Genomic DNA, 17507 nt, shown 5'->3' on the forward strand with positions numbered 1-17507 from the left:
ATAAAAGATAAAACTGTAATTCAGCTTAAATCTAAAAAATAAAGCTATAGTTTTATTAGGGCCTCAAACTCATAGAACAACAACGATTTTTGACTATCTTTTCGAGTTTAGCCTTGCTATCGTTGCTGGCAAATTTATCAATAATGCACACACAGCAATTCATTTTAATGTTGTGTACAAAAGCAGTGGAGAAGGCGAGCAATGCATCTGCATATCTTGGGTATTTGTGGCACTTTTATGGGCTCTTTAGCACTTTTGGCTCGTGATTTAGGACATAAGGTAACTGGTTCCGATTTAAACGTTTACCCTCCAATGTCTACCCAGTTAGAAAATGCAGGCATTACACTCATGCAAGGCTATGACCGTAGTCATTTACAGCCTCATCCAGATTTAGTCATTGTCGGTAATGCCATGAAACGTGGTATTGATGCCGTGGAATATATGCTGAACGAAGGCTTGCCTTATATTTCTGGCCCACAATTCCTTGCCGATCATGTTTTACAAGGTAAACACGTGCTTGGTGTAGCGGGTACTCACGGAAAAACAACCACAACGACTATGTTGGCTTGGGTACTTGATCAGGCGGGTTTAAACCCAGGATTTTTAATTGGTGGTGTTCCACTTGGCTTTAGTGAAAGTGCTCGTTTAGGTGGTGGCAAATATTTCTGTGTTGAAGCCGATGAATATGACTCTGCTTTCTTTGATAAACGTTCTAAGTTTGTTCATTATCATCCGAAAACGGCGATTTTAAACAATCTTGAATTTGACCATGCTGATATTTTTGATGACCTAGCAGCGATTCAAAAGCAATTTCATCATCTTGTTCGTACCATTCCAAGTGAAGGCCGTATTATTGCGCCGATTACTGAAACGCATATTGATGAAGTACTTGAAATGGGTTGCTGGACACCAGTGATTCGTACAAGTTTAGAAGCGAATGAAAAAGCTGCTCTGTCTGCCGAATTAATTTCAATTGATGGCAGCCATTTTAAAGTACTCGAAAATGGCAACGCCGTTGGTGAAGTTAAATGGACTATGACAGGGCAACATAGTGTCGCTAATGCTTTGGCAACCATTGCAGCCGCTCAACATGTAGGCGTTGCACTTGAAACGGCTTGTGAAGCTTTGTCTAACTTTGGCGGTGTAAAACGTCGTATGGAGTTACTCGGCACAGTCAACGGCATTGAGGTTTATGATGACTTTGCTCACCACCCAACAGCAATTGACACCACTTTAGATGGCGCACGTAAACGCCTAGGTGAACGCCGTTTATGGGCCATTATTGAACCACGTTCAAATACAATGCGTATGGGCAGTCATAAAGATGGCTTAGCACATTCAGCACGCTTAGCAGACGAAGTGATCTGGTATCAGCCAGAAGGCTTAGATTGGGATTTACAACCTGTAATTGAAGCTGCTTCTAATTGTGCTCAAGTCAGTCGTTCACTTGATGAAATTATTGAACGTATTGTCAATGAAGCGGGCGAGGGCGATGCTGTTGTGATTATGTCTAACGGTGGCTTTGGTGGCTTACATCAAAAATTAATGAGCGCATTAAAAGCGAAAGCTGCTTAACCTCCGCTTTAGATGATTCAATAAAAAACGGGTTTCAAATTGAAACCCGTTTTTATATCAATTACTTTTCAAACTTTTTCTGGTTCTATAGTAGTCATAAATTTATTAGAAACCATTAAACGTAAACTATAGACAATACCCATCGCAAAAACGCTATATCCCACGTTATTACAAATAAACGGAATACATAAAATAATAAGCGCGGTAATCGGGTAAAACCATTTTGTGATTCCAGATAAGCATTGGAACTCGTAAAGTATCCAAATACAGGTGGTATAGAGCACCACGCTCACCGCAACAACTATTCCCATATATAAATCGGAAATATGCGCATGATGGGTTGTGACATCTACGGCAGCAGCCAGCGCAGCACCGACCGCAGCAATAGTGACAAAAACAAAATAATGGCCGTATCCCCAAACAAAAGGACGTACACCTTTAATATGATGGTGATGTTCACTACGATCAAAATAAGCCCACCACATTGCAAACATCAGTATCAATCCACCAATCATCAAGAAGACTGCAGGGATATTTATTGACTGAGTTGCTAAAGCATCACGAATCGCATTAAAACTACCGATAATTGATTCACCCAACACAATAATTGTGAGTAGGGCATAGCGCTCTACAATATGATGAGGATGCCACGGCGTTGGAGAATATTTTTCTGCATAGATCGGAACAATAAGCTCCAACACCACTAAAAATAAAAATACGGGGATAGAAAGTATGTGGGCGAAATTAGCCACTAACCAACCAATTTGTACTAAGACTATACCTATCGCATAGCGATAAGCCGTAATTCGCCGTTCAGGATCATGTTTTGCTGCTCGTAGCCACTGGGTAACGAGCGCTAAACGCATAATCACATAACCCACAATAATGATGTCAAAGTCCTGACTATGAAATACATCAGGAATACCTGCGGCCATGACCAAAGACCCTACAATCTGTACAAAAGTAAGGCATCGATACAATGCATCATCATTATCATATGCCGAAGCAAACCATGAAAAATTCATCCATGCCCACCATAGCGCGAAAAACACCATCAGGTAGCTTGTTAATGCATGCCAGAGGTGATTTTCAATAATTGCGTGGTGTAACTGCTGACCAGCTGTTGCAATCGCGACCACAAAAATTAAATCGAACAATAATTCGAGGGGAGTCGCTGCTCTATGTGGTTGTTTTGGATCTCTTGGAGTTAGGGGCCTCAAACTTAATTTTTTCTGTTTTTCTTGAGTAGTCATGAAATAACGTTCTCGAATAAAGTGCCGAAACGTTAACACTTTAATCTCAACGCTTAGATCACGCATTAAAAATTATATAGACCTACTGTTTAATCTTTACTCATCAGCAAACTATATTTCATTTTTGTGACAATTCTTTATCAAGACATTAAGCTTAATTCTTTATCATAGCTCACGTTTTTTGTTCTTGTTTGGAATATGAATGTCTTTAGAAACACTCAACCTTAGCTTATTCCATGTGATTAATGGGGCTCAGGATGCGAGTCAATTTATCATTCGTCTTGCTATCTTTTTTGCTAATGATCTCCTCTATATTCTCTTATTCATCCTTACATTTTTATGGTTCTATGGCGATCAAGATTTAAAAAATAGGGTCATTAAATCTGTCTTTTTAACCTGCGTATCACTTTTAGTAGGTTATGTTATTTCTCTGTTTTACCATCACGCAAGACCGTTTGTAATGGGTGTTGGTACGACTTTTATTGAACATGCACCAACAGCATCTTTTCCAAGTAATCATATGCTAATTTTTAGCACCATTGCACTGTCTTATTTATTTGCTCAGCGCAAAATAATTGGAATCATTCTTTTATTTTTATCATTTGTAGTGGCTTGGTCACGTATTTATTTAGGTGTGCATTTCCCTTTAGATATGTTAGGGGCCTTTATTGTCGCACTACTGGTCAATACGGTGGGTTATTACTTCTGGAATGCTTATGGTACGCATTTAACAGCATTCTTTATTCACCTTTATCAAATTATATGCAAACCACTTTTAGACCGCGGTTTCATTAAATAACCTATAGATCTTTTTTGCATTCACCCTCGACATTAAGTTCAGTTGCGTAATACAAAAAAATCTGCCATTCTATGTGGACTTGGATATGTTTTATCCAAAACAGAATTTAGTTTGACAAGGGGAGTAGCCTCCTCCAAACATAACAGCAATGTTATGTGTCAGATATCGTCAATACACTTTTATTAAAAAGTCGGTATCTGAGCATCGTGAAATTCATGATGTAGGCAAGACCTTGATCATGTTGATACAGATGTTTAATTCATCTGGCAACGGGTCAAGGTTTTTTTATGCCCAATTGCCGGATGTAGGGAGGATTTATGGAATCGATCGGCAATATATGGCTGTATGTAGCATTCTTTGGCATCGTCATTGTAATGCTCTTAATTGACTTTTTAGGATTTAAGCAAAAGCAAGGTCAGGATGTCTCAATTAAGCAAGCTGCTTATTGGAGCGTAGCGTGGGTAAGCGTCGCAGCCTTATTTGGTGGTGGTTTATGGCTTTATCTACAACAAACGGTCGGGGTGACCTTAGCAAACCAAAAAACCATGGAATACTTTGCGGGTTATTTACTTGAAAAGTCCCTCGCAATTGACAACGTTTTCGTCTGGTTAATGATTTTCGCAGCGTTTGCTATTCCTGCTGCGTTACAACGTAAAATTTTGCTCTACGGCGTATTAGGCGCAATTGTACTTCGTACCCTCTTTATTTTTATTGGTGCATGGTTCGTTCAAGAGTTCTCTTGGGTGCTTTATATCTTCGGTGCGTTCTTGGTATATACAGGCTTTAAGTTCTTAAAAGGCCAAGAAGAAGAAACCAATATTGAAGATATCAAGCTCTTAAAATGGTTACGTAACCATATGCGTATTACACCGCAGCTTGAAGGTGACAAGTTCTTTGTACGTCAAAACGGTTTATTGTGGGCAACGCCGTTATTTCTAGTTTTGATTTTGGTTGAAGCTTCAGACGTGATTTTCGCAGTAGACTCTATTCCTGCTATTTTCGCGGTAACTAGCGACCCGTTTATTGTTTTAACGGCGAACTTAATGGCAATTTTAGGTTTACGTGCAATGTTCTTTTTACTTGCTGGCGCTGCGACTAAATTGCATTACTTGCCATACGGCTTAGGCATCATCTTATTGTTCATTGGTGCGAAAATGTTGTTGCTTGATGTATTCCACATGCCAATCTGGATCTCGTTAAGCTTTATCGTAATAGTCTTAGCAATCACTGCTTACCTCTCTTTACGACACAATAAAAAGCAATTGCAGTCTTAATCCATCACAACAAGGCATCTACAAGAAAGATGCCTTGTTATCTAAATTTTCAAAATAGACTGTACTTTAAAAAAACAGATTAATATCATATGCCAACTTAAAATTTATCTTTCCTAATCAGAAACATAATAGATAACAGCTATTCGGTATTTTATGCCGAACATACTTATTAAAATGTGTGGAGTCTCATGCGTTCTAAAAAAATTAATCTTGTCGTTGTCCCTCTATTACTCACGGCATGTAGCCATAATGATGGTCCTTTAGTACAAGACGTATATAACAACCAATATGATTGTGCTCGCGACTGGAATACCCAAACTTGTGAAGAAGAAAATAGCTCAAGTGGGCATGGTTCTAGTTATATTGGAACACGCTATTTAGGGCCTGCGTATTATCAAAATAATCGGGAAGTTTCTTTTCACGGCAATACCTTACATCCTTACAGCAATTTGAGTGTGGGTCGTCCCATCATTTCAAGCACAGCGAAAAGTTCGTCTTTTTCATCCCCAATTCGTGGTGGTTTTGGCCGTAGCGGTTTTTCTTTCGGCGGCTAAATCTTCAGGCATTTACTTAATATGAAAAGAAAAATATTTGCTCCACGCCCAGACTGGCAAGTGGAGCATCAAAATATTGGTTTCGATTATTTTAATTTACCTTCTCTTGATGGCTCAATTTACTGGTCTGAAGGAGTTGCGTATGAGTTCACACTTAAGCAGATTGAACAACTTGAAGATGCAGCAAATGAACTGCATCAGATGTGTTTATCGGTGGTAGGAAATCTCATTCAACGGGGCAATTATCCAACTTATTTTCAAATTCCTGAAGTCGCTATAAACCATATTGAACATTCTTGGAAACAGAATGCACCCATGCTCTATGGCCGCTTTGATTTCGCTTACGATGGGCGAAATATCAAAATGCTGGAATATAACGCCGACACCCCGACTGGCTTACTTGAAGCTTCTGTTGCGCAGTGGCTGTGGATAGAACAAGTCTCGGGCATTGCAAACCGAGATCAATTTAATAGCATTCATGAAGACCTAATCAAACGCTGGAAGACAATTTTACCGCGTGGTAGCCATGTCCATTTTGCTGCCTGTCAGGAAGCTGGAAGGGAAGACTGGGGTAATTTAGAGTACTTGATGGATACGGCTTATCAAGCTCATCTACAAGTTTCCGAGCTTTCTATGGAAAACATAGGCTGGAACGACCAAGATTTTGTCGATCTTCATAACCGCCCCATTCAAAACATATTTAAGCTCTACCCATGGGAATGGATTTGGAAAGAAGCATTTTCTCAATATATCCATCCACAAACACAATGGATTGAACCTTGCTGGAAAATGTTACTTTCAAATAAAGCAATTCTGGTTGAACTTTGGAAACGTTATCCAAACCATCCATTGTTGGTCGAAACCCATACGTATGAACCGCAACAAGCTTTGTCTGGTAAATGGGTGAAAAAGCCGATTTTGGCAAGGGAAGGAGCCAATATTCGAATTTTACAAAATGGTCATGACCAAGGTGCAGCTTCTGGTAGCTTTTATTTTGATGACTACGACAAATATGGTTATGTCGTACAGAAATGGGTAGACACCCCATTATTTTCGGGGCAACTGCCTACACTCGGTTTATGGATGATCGGACATCAATGCGCAGGGATGTCTATTCGTGAAGATTGTTATGACATTATTGGTAATGATGCTCACTTTGCAGCACATTATTTTATTGAGTAATAAACGCCTAAATATATTTAAAAAAGCACTTTAAAAGTGCTTTTTTATTGTGCTATCAACGCAATCAATCAGTGCATTCTAAGTACATAGTAAATAATCAACGTTCTTTTTTAAAAAGCCAAATTAGAACAAAAATTCAAAAATATAATGACTTAATCTTATGTAATTTAATACTTTTATCTTTATTTCTTTAATTAAAAATTAATATTGGCAAGCTCTTTGCATCTCCTAAAAAGAAAAAAGCCTAGATTTTAAGGGCTCGCGAGAGCCCTGATTTTTTTAAGGAGTGATGCCATGAATGCGATTCCAACTTTAACGCCCCTTGCCATGCCATGTAACAGCAGTTTTGAAGCAAAAGATTGGGAAATTTTATCTACTCACTGGTATCCCGTCGCACGTACTCAAGATGTCTCTACTGCACCTCAACGCGTCACGCTACTAGACGTCAATATGGCGTTATATAAAACAGAAAGCGGTGAAATTCATCTGGTTCGAGACATTTGTCCACATCGTGGGGTGCCTTTAACCAAAGGTTGGGTCGATGGTGAGGAGATTGTGTGTCCTTATCATGGCCTACGCTACAACACCGAAGGAAAATGTACCCAAATACCAGCACAACCTGAGTTAACCAAAATTTCTGATCGCTTTTCCCTGACCAAATTTCCAGTCGTGCAACGATATGGCCTGATTTGGACCAGTATTCATGGTCGTGATATTACTCGAGCCAGTATTCCTGTATTAGATACTTGGGAGCATGCAGAACATCAATCAATTTTACCGCCTTTTGTCGATATTGGCGGCTCTAGCGGACGTCAACTTGAAGGGTTTATTGATGTCGCTCATTTTGCTTGGGTACATCACAACGCCTTTGCGAGTCGTGATAATCCCGTCGTCCCTAAATATCACACTGAATGTACTGAATATGGCTTAAAAACGGTCTATATCAGCAATGTCAGTAACTATCCGCATGAGCTAAAGCATCTCGAACCAGAAGGCTTTTTGTGGAAACGTACCTTTGATGTCTATCCACCTTTTTCAGCCGTACTCACGGTCGATTTTCCAGAAGGCGGTGTCTTAAAAATCTTGAATGCTTGTTGTCCTGTTTCAAGTAATAAAACCCGTTTATTTGTTCCACTCACGCGTAACTTTGACCAAACTGGCGATTTAGAAAAGGTATATGCATTTAATGCGCAAATTTTTGCTGAAGACCAAGATATGATCGAATCACAAAAGCCAGAAGAACTACCGCTTGATTTAATGATGGAAGCTCATTTTGAAGCAGACCGTTCATCAACGACTTATCGACGGATTTTGGCAGAATGGGGACTAAGTAAACGTTATACCGTTTAAATCTTGGCTAACTGGGGTACAATCAACCGAAAAAAGTGAAAATATATAGGCTTTCCATGTCATTGATTGCAAATACCACCGTTGTGCGTGGTCGTTTTTTAGATATTCAACACACTGTCTCTGAGCCAACTGATATTCAAAATCAAGTACGTTATTTGGAAGATGGTGTATTGATTAGTGAACATGGAAAAATCAAATGGTTTGGAGCATGGGAAGACGCTCAGCAGCATCTACCGGCTGGAGTTGAGGTTCAACATTATCCAGAACAATTGATTGTACCTGGTTTTATTGATACCCATATTCACTTCCCACAAACTGAAATGGTTGGAGCATACGGCGAACAACTTTTAAGCTGGCTCAATACTTATACATTCCCAACTGAAATCCAGTTTCAGGACAAAGCATATGCAAGTGAAATTGCCCAGTTCTTTGTTCAAGAACTCTTAAAACATGGTACAACCACAGCACTGGTTTTCTGTACAGTCCATCCGGAATCTGTTGATGCCTTATTTGAAGCCGCAGAACACGTTCAGATGCGTTTAATTGCCGGTAAGGTACTCATGGACCGCCATGCACCTGAAGCGCTGTGTGACACACCAGAAACGGCTTACAGCGACACCAAAGCACTTATTGAAAAATGGCATGGTAAAGGCCGTGCTCTGTATGCGATTACGCCACGTTTTGCACCGACTTCTACACCTGAGCAATTAGAAAGAGCAGGGCAGTTAAAACAAGAATTTCCGGATGTATATGTACATACCCACTTAAGTGAAAACAAAGATGAAATTGCTTGGGTGAAATCTTTATTTCCTGAACAAGCTGGCTATTTAGATGTTTATCAACATTATGGCCTGACTGGTAAGCGTTCCGTTTTTGCTCACTGTGTTCACTTAGAAGATGAAGAATGGCAATGCATGCATGATACGCAGTCTGCTATCGCATTTTGCCCAACTTCAAACCTTTTCTTAGGCAGTGGTTTATTCCCATTGAAAAAAACATGGGAAAAACAAGTAAAAGTGGGCTTGGGTACAGATATCGGTGCCGGTACATCGTTTAGTTTACTGCAAACTGTTAACGAGGCTTATAAAGTTCAGCAGTTACAAGGCGATAAACTTTCAGCTTATGAAGCGTTCTATCATGCAACTTTAGGTGGAGCAAAAGCGCTTGATTTGCAAGATCAGTTAGGCAACTTCAACGTCGGTAAAGAAGCAGACTTTGTGGTACTGAATCTCAAGCCAACAGCATTACAGCAACTGCGCCAGTCTAAATCCAAATCTGTTGAAGATTCACTGTTTGCATTATTCACTTTAGGTGATGACCGTAATATTGAAGCGACTTATATTTATGGAAAACGTGCTTATCAAAAAGAAACAGCCCAATAAAAATCGGATGGTTAAGTTTTTGTTATTATTTGGAATATGTACTCTTGCATTAAAGCGTGATCGACATAGCCCGCAAAATGATGAAATTTCACAGCCATCAAAGGGTGCATGAAACGTCATTTTGCTTTAAAATTTTACCATTAACTCAGATTTTCGAGGTGTTGCAGGTCAACACCTTTTTTATTTTTTCTTTTATATCTTGTAGGAATCTGCCATGACTGTTGCAATGAGCATCATGATTTCAACCGAAGAAATTCAAGCAAAAGTCAAAGAGCTCGGCGAGCAAATTAACGCTCACTATGCAAATAGTGATAAAGAATTAGTCCTTATTGGATTACTTCGTGGTTCTGTTATTTTCATGGCAGACTTGTGCCGTACAATTACCAAACCGCATGAACTCGACTTCATGACAGTGTCTAGCTACGGCGGCGGTACGACTTCAAGTCGAGATGTTAAAATCTTAAAAGATCTTGACGGTGAAATTCGCGGTAAAGATGTATTGGTTGTTGAAGACATTATCGACTCAGGCAATACCTTAAGCAAAGTCGTTGAAATGTTGCAAACTCGTGACCCAAATTCGATTCAACTTTGCACATTAGTGAGTAAACCATCTCGCCGTGAAATTGATCTTGAAGTAAAATTTTTAGGTTTTGAAGTAGAAGACAGATTCATTGTGGGCTATGGCCTAGACTACGACCAAAAATATCGCCACTTACCTTTTATTGGTGAAATTGGTTTATAAATTTCATAAAAATAGCACCGCAAGGTGCTATTTTTTTATATAAAACCCGAGCTTTGAACAAAAAAGACACAAAAAGTCGCAATCTGCTACAGACAAAATAGACAGCTCTACCGCACGATAGAATATGAAGCAAAATCATTAACTTCATCAAAAAAACAACTGGAGAACAAATATGTGGTCACTTATTGTCGCTATTGTAGTTGGTTTCTTTGCTGGCTTAATCGCTCGTGCTTTGCATCCTGGGGATGATAAAGCAGGTTTCATCGTAACTACCTTGATTGGTATTGCAGGTTCACTTCTAGCTACTTATGGTGGTCGTTTACTTGGACTTTACGGCGAAAACTCAGCTGCAGGCTTTATCGCATCCGTGATTGGTGCCATCGTTATTCTTTTTATCTACAACTTGATTGCACGAAAAAGCTAAACTTTAATTCATTTATAAAAAAGCACCATAAGGTGCTTTTTTTAATTTATTTTAAAGACCTAACTCTTTCCATACGGCCTGAATTTCTTCAGCAGAGCGTGCGCCAACCAGTTTAAAACCATTTGCAAAAATTAAAGTAGGAGTGCCGTTAAAGCCGAGTTTTTTTCCTAATTCCAAATTACGGTCAATGGGGTTTGCACAGCTCGTAACTGTTGGTTTAACACCTTGCTGAATCAGTTTTTTCCATGAGTAAGATTGATTTGGTGCACACCAAACTTGTCTAGAAACGACAATAGACTGAGGTTTTAAAGGATAGATGAACGTATAAATAGTCACATCTTTAAGCTTGTCGAGTTCGGGTTCAAGCTGCTTACAATAAGGACAATTGGGATCAGAAAATACTGCTAAAACATGTTGGCCATTACCTTTGACTGTTTTAATCGCATCTTTTAAAGGCAGTTGTTTCCAATCAATTGAGTTCTGTCCTAAAACTAGATCTTTAGTTAAGTTCTTCTGGTCTTTTAACCGAATCATAGAGCCTACAAACATATGTTGCCCATCTTCACCAACATAAATGATTTGCTGATCAAGATTAGCGCTATATAGCCCAGGCATTTCAGTTTTCTGAATATTGCTAATTTTCAAATTAGGATATTGTTTTTTAATATTTTCCCTAACAGTATCTACATTAGCGAAACTCACACTTGCAGTTAGGCTAAATAATGCCAATATTCCTAATTTTTTAAGCATAAAACTGACTCATAGGTAGGAGAGGAGATCATTTTAATCAGTTCAGCTTTTTAAAACAGAACTAATTACCGAGTTATAACTAAACTTCCACTCATTTATGCCAATGTTTCACGTGGAACATAAATAGGTTTTAGAGTATTAATTTCTACAGATATATGCACGATTTCATCATGAATGGATAAAGCATGACGAATCTGATCTGCGGTTAAAGAAATATCATCAGTTTCGAGTGCCAAAATACAAGAAAACTTACCTTTCGCGACTTTCCAGACATGAATATCCGTAATTTCAATATGTTTAGGAAACTCAGCAATGACTTCACGGATCTCTTCAACCACAGGATGATCCATTTCTGCGTCTAAAAGGGTTTTTCCTGTCTCTTTCATTAATCCCAGAGACCATTTTGCAACCAAAATAGCACCTAAAATTCCTAAAAGCGCATCTAAAAAATCCCATCCGAAATACTTACCTGCGAAAAGCGCAATAATTGCAAAAACAGAAGTTACTGCATCTGCAACTACATGTAAAAATGCAGCTTTTTGGTTTAAATCGTGATGATGATGCCCATGGTCATGCTCGTGATGGTGATGGTGATGGTGATGGTGATGGTGATGGTGATGGTGATAGTGCCCATCATCGTGAAGTAACCATGCGCAAATCAAGTTAATGACCAAACCTAAAATTGCAATCGGAATAGCTTCATTATAAAAAATTTCAACTGGATTAAATAAACGTTGTATCGATTGAAGCGCCATAAAAATGGCGACCACCATCAACAAAATTGCACTGCTATAACCCGCTAAAATCTCGATTTTCCAAGTTCCAAAACTAAACCGGCGATCTTTTGAATAATGACGAGCCGCACGATAGGCAAAGTAGGCTAAACCGAGAGCCAACATATGTGAACTCATATGCCAACCATCAGCCAGAAGTGCCATTGAATTGAAAAACCATCCACCCAATATTTCTAGCACCATCATGGATGCAGTTAAAATTGTTGCAATCAAAATACGTTTTTGTGCAAGTGGATTTCCTTCATCAAACTGATGTTGATGATGACGTGATACACTATGATCCTGCATAAAATTTAAACCCAATATACTCCCTACCAGTATATTAAATTATACAAGAGAACACAGATGAGTCACGTCGGTCAGGATAAAAAAATAGTTAATCGTGTAAAACGACTAAAAGGACAAATTAATAGTATTGAGCATGCTGTGGAACAGCCAGATATTTCATGCATAGAAATACTTCAACAAGTTGCTGCAATTAAAGGGGCAATAAATGGTCTGATGAGTGAATTGATGGAACAACACTTACACCACCATGTGCTCAAAGAAGCAAAAGTCGATCAGAATGAGTTAGATGAGTTTTTAAAGGTTCTAAAAAGATACGGTTAAGGAGTGACTGAATGACACAGCCAAGTGCATCATTCAGAATTTTGTAATTATTTTCCAATACAGAATGAACCAAAAATCTTGCCTAATAGGTCATCGGCACTAAAGTCACCAGTAATTTCCCCTAAAGCATTTTGGGCAAGACGTAGAGACTCAGCAACCAGTTCACCTGCGTTAAACACAACAAGTTGCTCGCGTGCTTCTGAAAGATAGAGCTGTGTGCGCTTCATTGCGTCTAAATGGCGTGTTCTTGCAATAAAGGTATCTTCCTCAGGATGGAAGCCTGCATGCGCTGTAATCGCATCTACGAGGCCTTGTACGCCCATTTCTTGTTTTGCAGAAACGGTTATATGACGGAATCCTCGAAAATCGCTTATTTCAGCTAATTGACCAGTTAAATCGCATTTATTCCCAATTAACATTAAACGACGCGGTTCAATGTGCTCAGCAAAATATTCTTGAGCAAGTTTTAAGGGGTCATCACCTTGATTTAAATCATAAACCAGCAATAACAAATCAGCCTGCTCAATTTCTTTGATTGCTCTACGAATCCCTTCTTTTTCAACGATGTCACCTGTCTCACGAAGGCCCGCTGTGTCTGTTAAAGTAATTGGTAGACCATTTAAGCTAATTTTTTCATGCAATACATCACGGGTTGTACCGGCAATATCCGTCACAATTGCACGCTCAACACCTGCAAGCGCATTTAACAGGCTTGATTTACCCGCATTTGGTTTACCTGCAATAACAACTTGTAAACCTTCACGTAATAATTGCCCTTGTCGTGCAGATGTTTGAACTGCATGTACCGACTGCTGAACATCTTCAAGTAAAGCTAAAATTTTGCCATCTGCCAAAAAATCGATTTCTTCTTCAGGAAAATCAATTGCAGCTTCAACATGCAAGCGTAAATGAATCAGTTTTTCTAAAACGGTATTAATTTTTGTTGAAAAAGCGCCTTGTAAAGAACGAACTGCAGAGCGTGCCGCAGCTTGCGAAGTCGCATCAATCAAATCTGCAATTGCTTCTGCTTGTACCAAATCCATCTTGCCATTTTCAAAAGCTCGCATGGAAAATTCACCGGCTTTTGCAGCAATTGCACCAAGCTCAAATAAGCGTCCAAGCAAGGCATTTTGAATGACCGGACCGCCGTGACCTTGTAGCTCTACAACATCTTCACCTGTAAACGAGTGTGGATTAGGAAAGCATAGAACAATCCCTTCATCCATAATGCTGCTATCAGCATCATAAAACTTACGAAAACCCGCCATACGTGCTTCAGGCAAGTTTTTTTGTGTCAGGTTTTGAGCAATTTCATAAGCCTTAGGACCAGATAGGCGAATCACGCCCACACCACCACGCCCAAGTGGCGTTGCAATTGCAGCAATCGTGGTTTGACTTTGCATATTATTCACCTAAAAACCTAAAATCCAGCCAAAGAAAAATCCGCCTAAGATTACCATCTTAAGCGGATTTATTCAGCAAAAGTTCAACGATTAAGAAGCCGATTCAGTCTTACTGATACGACTTTTCTCAACACTCTTATTAATAAACGATTGCTGTAAAATAGTAATACTGTTGTTCACAATCCAGTACAGCACGAGACCTGCCGGGAAGAACAACATAAATACAGTGAACATAATCGGCATAATGCGGAACACTTTTGCCTGCATTGGATCAGCTGGTTGCGGGTTCAACATCTGCTGAGCAAACATGGTAACACCCATGATTAACGGCAAGATGAACCAAGGATCCATCGCTGACAAGTCTTGAATCCAACCTAACCATGGTGCATGACGTAATTCCACACTTTCCATGAGTACCCAGTACAAAGCAAGGAAAATTGGCATTTGTAGCAACAATGGTAAACAGCCTGAAAGTGGATTTACTTGTTCACGCTTGTATAAAGCCATCATTTCTTGCGAGAAGCGCATACGGTCTTCACCGAACTCTTCTTTCATGCGTTGCATTTCTGGTGCAATCACACGCATTTTCGCCATAGAACGATAACTTTTTGAAGATAAAGGCCACAAAATCAATTTTACTAAAATCGTAAGTAAAATGATTGACCATCCCCAGTTACCCACAATGTTATGGAAGAATTGAAGACCTAAGAACAGTAACTTAGCAATCGGCCATAACCAACCATAATCAACAGTCTGATTTAAACCAACAGCTAAATCTTTTAATTCAGATTGTACTTTAGGACCTGAATAAAGTTTTGCATCCACTTCCATTGAAGTGCCTGCTGGAACATTAATCACTGGTGAAGTAAAACCAATGATATTCATATGATCAGCAGATTGACGAGATTCAAGTTTAGCCACATAAGGCTGGCCATTCGCTTGAGTTAACTTAAGATTTCCAGGAATCCAAGCACTGACAAAATAATGCTGAACAATCGCAACCCATCCACCTTTCGCTTCAGTATTTACTTTTTCTTCTGAGAAATTAGCAAATTTAAGCTTATTGTAATGTGCATCAGGCGTTCCCCAAGCTCCACCTAAGAAAGTTCCTAGAGTGAAAATACCTTGAGAAGATTTACCAGGATCATCAGAATTATCGCGCTTTAATTGTCCAAACATCTGACCTTGCCAGCTTTGTTGGCTACGGTTAATGACTTGATGTTTTACAACAATTGGATATTGACCTTGGGTGAAAGTAAAAGTTTTAATAATTTCAACGCCTTCAGGTGTTTTAAATACCATCGGAACGTTTAAAACTTTTCCAGTTTGACCCTGTACACCTTTAGCATCAGCCAAAGTATATGATGTTTTTTCAACAGCATATAATGGACGACCACCACGACTACTATCTGGTCCATTCAAACCAATTAAGCCAGATTGAGCAACATATGTACGCTTGGCATCATTTTCAAGCATAACAAAAGGTTGATCGCTGTCTTTGCTTTTGTCGTGTGAGAGTAATTCAATACGAACAATATCACCACCTTTTGGATTGATCCAAATATGGTAAAGGTCAGTTTGTACTGAAATAAGCTGTTGATTCACAGGTGCAGTTGCATCTGTGGTTTGTGACTGCGCAATATTTGCTTGTGGCACATCGGAAGCCACTGTTGCATTTTTAGCATTTGGCAAATCAGCAGATACTTCATGCGAGCTTACAGCCGCCGCTTGTTGTTGCGGTGCAGTTGCAGCATTTCCATAATCTTTTTGCCAAGCCAAAATGAGCAAATATGCGGTGACAAACATGGCCCCGAGAATTGCAAACCTGGCCCATTGTTGCATATCTATTACCCCAAATGGTTAGAGAGATTTTGCTTCAGTAAACGATCACGAAAGGGTACAGCAACATGATGCGTTTGAGAATCTATTTGATGAAACGAAATAAAACGAATTGCTTTTGGCGGTACCGGATCATATCCAGATCCTCCCCACGGATGACAACGACAAATCCGTTTAGAAGATAACCAAACGCCTTTTATCGCACCATGAGTTTGCAATGCTTCTATCGCATATTGGGAACAAGTCGGGATATAACGACAACGGGGTCCAAGAAGCGGACTAATCGCGATTTGATACAGTCGAATCAACCAACGTAGAAAACGGACCATTGGCTATCTCTTAATTCTGCGAGGTTGTGCCAACTTTAGAATGTTTTTTTGCTAAGCGCTGTAATTTTTGCCAAGCAAAATCTAATTGTTGATATAGCTCAGCATTCGTAATCGTTTCTATACCAACTTTCGGCATCACCACAACATCTATGTCTGATCCAAAATTCGGCTGATGTAGACGAAAGCTCTCACGAGCAAGACGTTTTATTCGATTTCTTTCATGCGCACGGCGCACTTTTTTCTTAGCAACAACAATACCCAAACGGCTTTTAGGCTGTTCGGTTAATTTTGCAAGAAATAAAAAATGGGGTTGATGCACTTTAAAAAGCGCACCATCAAATACACTTTTATAATCTGCAGCACAGCGTATTCGCACGTCTGTGCTAAAACTGTAAAGTGTCATCACACCCAAGTCTGGTCAGCGTAACAGTATTAAACAGTTAAGCTATGACGACCTTTTGCACGACGACGAGCTAATACTTGACGACCAGCTTTAGTTGCCATACGAGCACGGAAACCATGAACGCGTTTACGCTTTAATTCAGATGGTTGGAAAGTACGTTTCATATTGAAACTCCCAAAAATGATCTTTCTATAAAGGTCCGCGATTTTATTGTGCAATGTTTACGCTGTCAATGAAAAACCAAGAAAGTTTTGTATTTAACCCAAATTTTTAATCTCTTTACTTCTTTTTATCCTTGCCATAATTCAGTGCAATATATAGCTTTAAAAGTTATACACAAAGTAATTGTCTATTTTTATTAGAACTTTTAATATATACACACCTTATATACATATTTATCAACAAAACCAGATATCATTTTGCTTTTGATTTGCTTCATTTGAATTTAAATTCATATTTTGCAGTTATCCACAAAAGATCACCCTCCTATTAAATAAATTCAAATTTAGAAATTTAAATTTATTCTTATTAGGGATAACTTTTTCTGTGGATTTCGCACTTTTAAATTTAAAAAACAAATATTTGAGTTGTTGATAACTCTGTTTTTACTATATTTATGGATTGTGGATAAGTTTATGTGTTAATTTATCCACAGGTTGTGCAAAAAGTTATACACAAGCTGTTTTGAATTTAAATTTATTCACAAGAGATTTCTTTTTAGGCAAAATCAAACGAAATCGTCATGACAGATGTGGATAACTTGGTTAGAATGGCGACCCCTTCTCATCAGGAAGGGTTAATCTTTAGATTATTTGAATTTAAAAACGCAGAAATAGGGGATACAC

At 39.0% G+C, this 17507-nt stretch carries 18 protein-coding genes; 10 read left to right on the forward strand and 8 right to left on the reverse strand.

Annotation, left to right across the window (positions count from 1 at the left end; all coding sequences use genetic code 11):
* Window positions 1–201: 201 nt before the first annotated feature.
* Entirely contained in the window at window positions 202–1575 is a 1374-nt protein-coding gene (gene mpl, locus HLV59_RS18485) for a UDP-N-acetylmuramate:L-alanyl-gamma-D-glutamyl-meso-diaminopimelate ligase (RefSeq protein ID WP_062849379.1), read from the forward strand.
* A 68-nt stretch (window positions 1576–1643) separates the two neighbouring features.
* Here the strand turns inward: mpl and HLV59_RS18490 are convergent, their stop codons facing one another.
* The gene (locus HLV59_RS18490; RefSeq protein ID WP_171430552.1) at window positions 1644–2894 is read right to left on the reverse strand and encodes a low temperature requirement protein A; all 1251 of its coding nucleotides are present in this window, start codon (window positions 2892–2894) and stop codon (window positions 1644–1646) included.
* A 136-nt stretch (window positions 2895–3030) separates the two neighbouring features.
* Here HLV59_RS18490 and HLV59_RS18495 point away from each other — a divergent pair, with 136 nt between their 5' ends.
* The 8 genes from HLV59_RS18495 to HLV59_RS18530 all read left to right on the forward strand — a co-directional run bounded on the left by HLV59_RS18495 (window position 3031) and on the right by HLV59_RS18530 (window position 10535).
* Entirely contained in the window at window positions 3031–3627 is a 597-nt protein-coding gene (locus HLV59_RS18495; protein WP_171430553.1) for a phosphatase PAP2 family protein, read from the forward strand.
* A gap of 317 nt (window positions 3628–3944) precedes the next feature.
* A complete protein-coding gene (locus HLV59_RS18500) occupies window positions 3945–4901 on the forward strand; it encodes a TerC family protein (protein ID WP_087087215.1) in 957 nt (318 codons plus the stop codon).
* 188 nt (window positions 4902–5089) lie between these two features.
* Window positions 5090–5455, forward strand: a complete 366-nt coding sequence (locus HLV59_RS18505) for a hypothetical protein (protein ID WP_016143920.1) — start codon at window positions 5090–5092, stop codon at window positions 5453–5455.
* Window positions 5456–5476: 21 nt separating this feature from the next.
* Complete coding sequence (locus tag HLV59_RS18510) at window positions 5477–6637, forward strand: glutathionylspermidine synthase family protein (protein ID WP_171430554.1); 1161 nt, start codon at window positions 5477–5479, stop codon at window positions 6635–6637.
* A gap of 294 nt (window positions 6638–6931) precedes the next feature.
* The gene (locus HLV59_RS18515; protein WP_062849384.1) at window positions 6932–7987 is read left to right on the forward strand and encodes an aromatic ring-hydroxylating oxygenase subunit alpha; all 1056 of its coding nucleotides are present in this window, start codon (window positions 6932–6934) and stop codon (window positions 7985–7987) included.
* Between the two features lie 56 nt (window positions 7988–8043).
* Window positions 8044–9369, forward strand: coding sequence for a guanine deaminase (gene guaD, locus HLV59_RS18520; protein WP_016143917.1), 1326 nt, complete (start codon window positions 8044–8046; stop codon window positions 9367–9369).
* A 214-nt stretch (window positions 9370–9583) separates the two neighbouring features.
* Entirely contained in the window at window positions 9584–10111 is a 528-nt protein-coding gene (gene hpt / locus HLV59_RS18525) for a hypoxanthine phosphoribosyltransferase (RefSeq protein WP_016143916.1), read from the forward strand.
* A 172-nt stretch (window positions 10112–10283) separates the two neighbouring features.
* Window positions 10284–10535, forward strand: coding sequence for a GlsB/YeaQ/YmgE family stress response membrane protein (locus HLV59_RS18530; protein ID WP_002115476.1), 252 nt, complete (start codon window positions 10284–10286; stop codon window positions 10533–10535).
* Between the two features lie 51 nt (window positions 10536–10586).
* Here HLV59_RS18530 and HLV59_RS18535 read toward each other — a convergent pair whose 3' ends face one another.
* A complete protein-coding gene (locus tag HLV59_RS18535; RefSeq protein WP_032038253.1) occupies window positions 10587–11285 on the reverse strand; it encodes a DsbC family protein in 699 nt (232 codons plus the stop codon).
* A gap of 95 nt (window positions 11286–11380) precedes the next feature.
* Window positions 11381–12367, reverse strand: coding sequence for a CDF family Co(II)/Ni(II) efflux transporter DmeF (dmeF, locus tag HLV59_RS18540; RefSeq protein WP_171430555.1), 987 nt, complete (start codon window positions 12365–12367; stop codon window positions 11381–11383).
* A gap of 57 nt (window positions 12368–12424) precedes the next feature.
* On the opposite strand from dmeF, the gene HLV59_RS18545 reads away from it, so the two are divergent.
* On the forward strand, window positions 12425–12688 hold the full coding sequence (locus HLV59_RS18545; RefSeq protein ID WP_062849388.1) for a metal/formaldehyde-sensitive transcriptional repressor: 264 nt from the start codon (window positions 12425–12427) through the stop codon (window positions 12686–12688).
* A gap of 47 nt (window positions 12689–12735) precedes the next feature.
* Here HLV59_RS18545 and mnmE read toward each other — a convergent pair whose 3' ends face one another.
* The 5 genes from mnmE to rpmH all read right to left on the reverse strand — a co-directional run bounded on the left by mnmE (window position 12736) and on the right by rpmH (window position 16826).
* Window positions 12736–14091, reverse strand: coding sequence for a tRNA uridine-5-carboxymethylaminomethyl(34) synthesis GTPase MnmE (gene mnmE / locus HLV59_RS18550; RefSeq protein WP_171430556.1), 1356 nt, complete (start codon window positions 14089–14091; stop codon window positions 12736–12738).
* Between the two features lie 90 nt (window positions 14092–14181).
* Window positions 14182–15933 carry a membrane protein insertase YidC gene (yidC, locus tag HLV59_RS18555; protein WP_171430557.1) on the reverse strand — a complete coding sequence of 584 codons (1752 nt, stop codon included), beginning with the start codon at window positions 15931–15933 and terminating at the stop codon, window positions 14182–14184.
* Window positions 15934–15938: 5 nt separating this feature from the next.
* The gene (gene yidD / locus HLV59_RS18560; protein WP_003656027.1) at window positions 15939–16259 is read right to left on the reverse strand and encodes a membrane protein insertion efficiency factor YidD; all 321 of its coding nucleotides are present in this window, start codon (window positions 16257–16259) and stop codon (window positions 15939–15941) included.
* A gap of 10 nt (window positions 16260–16269) precedes the next feature.
* Window positions 16270–16662 (reverse strand): ribonuclease P protein component, encoded by a 393-nt coding sequence (gene rnpA / locus HLV59_RS18565; RefSeq protein ID WP_005063921.1) that lies wholly within the window; start codon window positions 16660–16662, stop codon window positions 16270–16272.
* Between the two features lie 29 nt (window positions 16663–16691).
* Window positions 16692–16826, reverse strand: coding sequence for a 50S ribosomal protein L34 (gene rpmH, locus HLV59_RS18570; protein ID WP_000831329.1), 135 nt, complete (start codon window positions 16824–16826; stop codon window positions 16692–16694).
* Window positions 16827–17507 lie beyond the last annotated feature (681 nt).

Source organism: Acinetobacter lactucae (genome assembly GCF_013122135.1).
Lineage (GTDB): Bacteria > Pseudomonadota > Gammaproteobacteria > Pseudomonadales > Moraxellaceae > Acinetobacter > Acinetobacter lactucae.

Excerpts from the sequence above, each read along its gene's own strand:
- HLV59_RS18500 (WP_087087215.1), top strand. The coding sequence starts at position 3,945 with ATGGAATCGATCGGCAATATATGGCTGTATGTAGCATTCTTTGGCATC.
- HLV59_RS18545 (WP_062849388.1), top strand. The coding sequence starts at position 12,425 with ATGAGTCACGTCGGTCAGGATAAAAAAATAGTTAATCGTGTAAAACGA.
- guaD (WP_016143917.1), top strand. The coding sequence starts at position 8,044 with ATGTCATTGATTGCAAATACCACCGTTGTGCGTGGTCGTTTTTTAGAT.
- rpmH (WP_000831329.1), bottom strand. The coding sequence starts at position 16,826 with ATGAAACGTACTTTCCAACCATCTGAATTAAAGCGTAAACGCGTTCAT.
- HLV59_RS18505 (WP_016143920.1), top strand. The coding sequence starts at position 5,090 with ATGCGTTCTAAAAAAATTAATCTTGTCGTTGTCCCTCTATTACTCACG.
- HLV59_RS18535 (WP_032038253.1), bottom strand. The coding sequence starts at position 11,285 with ATGCTTAAAAAATTAGGAATATTGGCATTATTTAGCCTAACTGCAAGT.
- HLV59_RS18515 (WP_062849384.1), top strand. The coding sequence starts at position 6,932 with ATGAATGCGATTCCAACTTTAACGCCCCTTGCCATGCCATGTAACAGC.
- hpt (WP_016143916.1), top strand. The coding sequence starts at position 9,584 with ATGACTGTTGCAATGAGCATCATGATTTCAACCGAAGAAATTCAAGCA.
- HLV59_RS18510 (WP_171430554.1), top strand. The coding sequence starts at position 5,477 with ATGAAAAGAAAAATATTTGCTCCACGCCCAGACTGGCAAGTGGAGCAT.
- mpl (WP_062849379.1), top strand. The coding sequence starts at position 202 with ATGCATCTGCATATCTTGGGTATTTGTGGCACTTTTATGGGCTCTTTA.
- HLV59_RS18495 (WP_171430553.1), top strand. The coding sequence starts at position 3,031 with ATGTCTTTAGAAACACTCAACCTTAGCTTATTCCATGTGATTAATGGG.
- rnpA (WP_005063921.1), bottom strand. The coding sequence starts at position 16,662 with ATGACACTTTACAGTTTTAGCACAGACGTGCGAATACGCTGTGCTGCA.
- HLV59_RS18530 (WP_002115476.1), top strand. The coding sequence starts at position 10,284 with ATGTGGTCACTTATTGTCGCTATTGTAGTTGGTTTCTTTGCTGGCTTA.
- dmeF (WP_171430555.1), bottom strand. The coding sequence starts at position 12,367 with ATGCAGGATCATAGTGTATCACGTCATCATCAACATCAGTTTGATGAA.
- HLV59_RS18490 (WP_171430552.1), bottom strand. The coding sequence starts at position 2,894 with ATGCGTGATCTAAGCGTTGAGATTAAAGTGTTAACGTTTCGGCACTTT.
- mnmE (WP_171430556.1), bottom strand. The coding sequence starts at position 14,091 with ATGCAAAGTCAAACCACGATTGCTGCAATTGCAACGCCACTTGGGCGT.
- yidC (WP_171430557.1), bottom strand. The coding sequence starts at position 15,933 with ATGCAACAATGGGCCAGGTTTGCAATTCTCGGGGCCATGTTTGTCACC.
- yidD (WP_003656027.1), bottom strand. The coding sequence starts at position 16,259 with ATGGTCCGTTTTCTACGTTGGTTGATTCGACTGTATCAAATCGCGATT.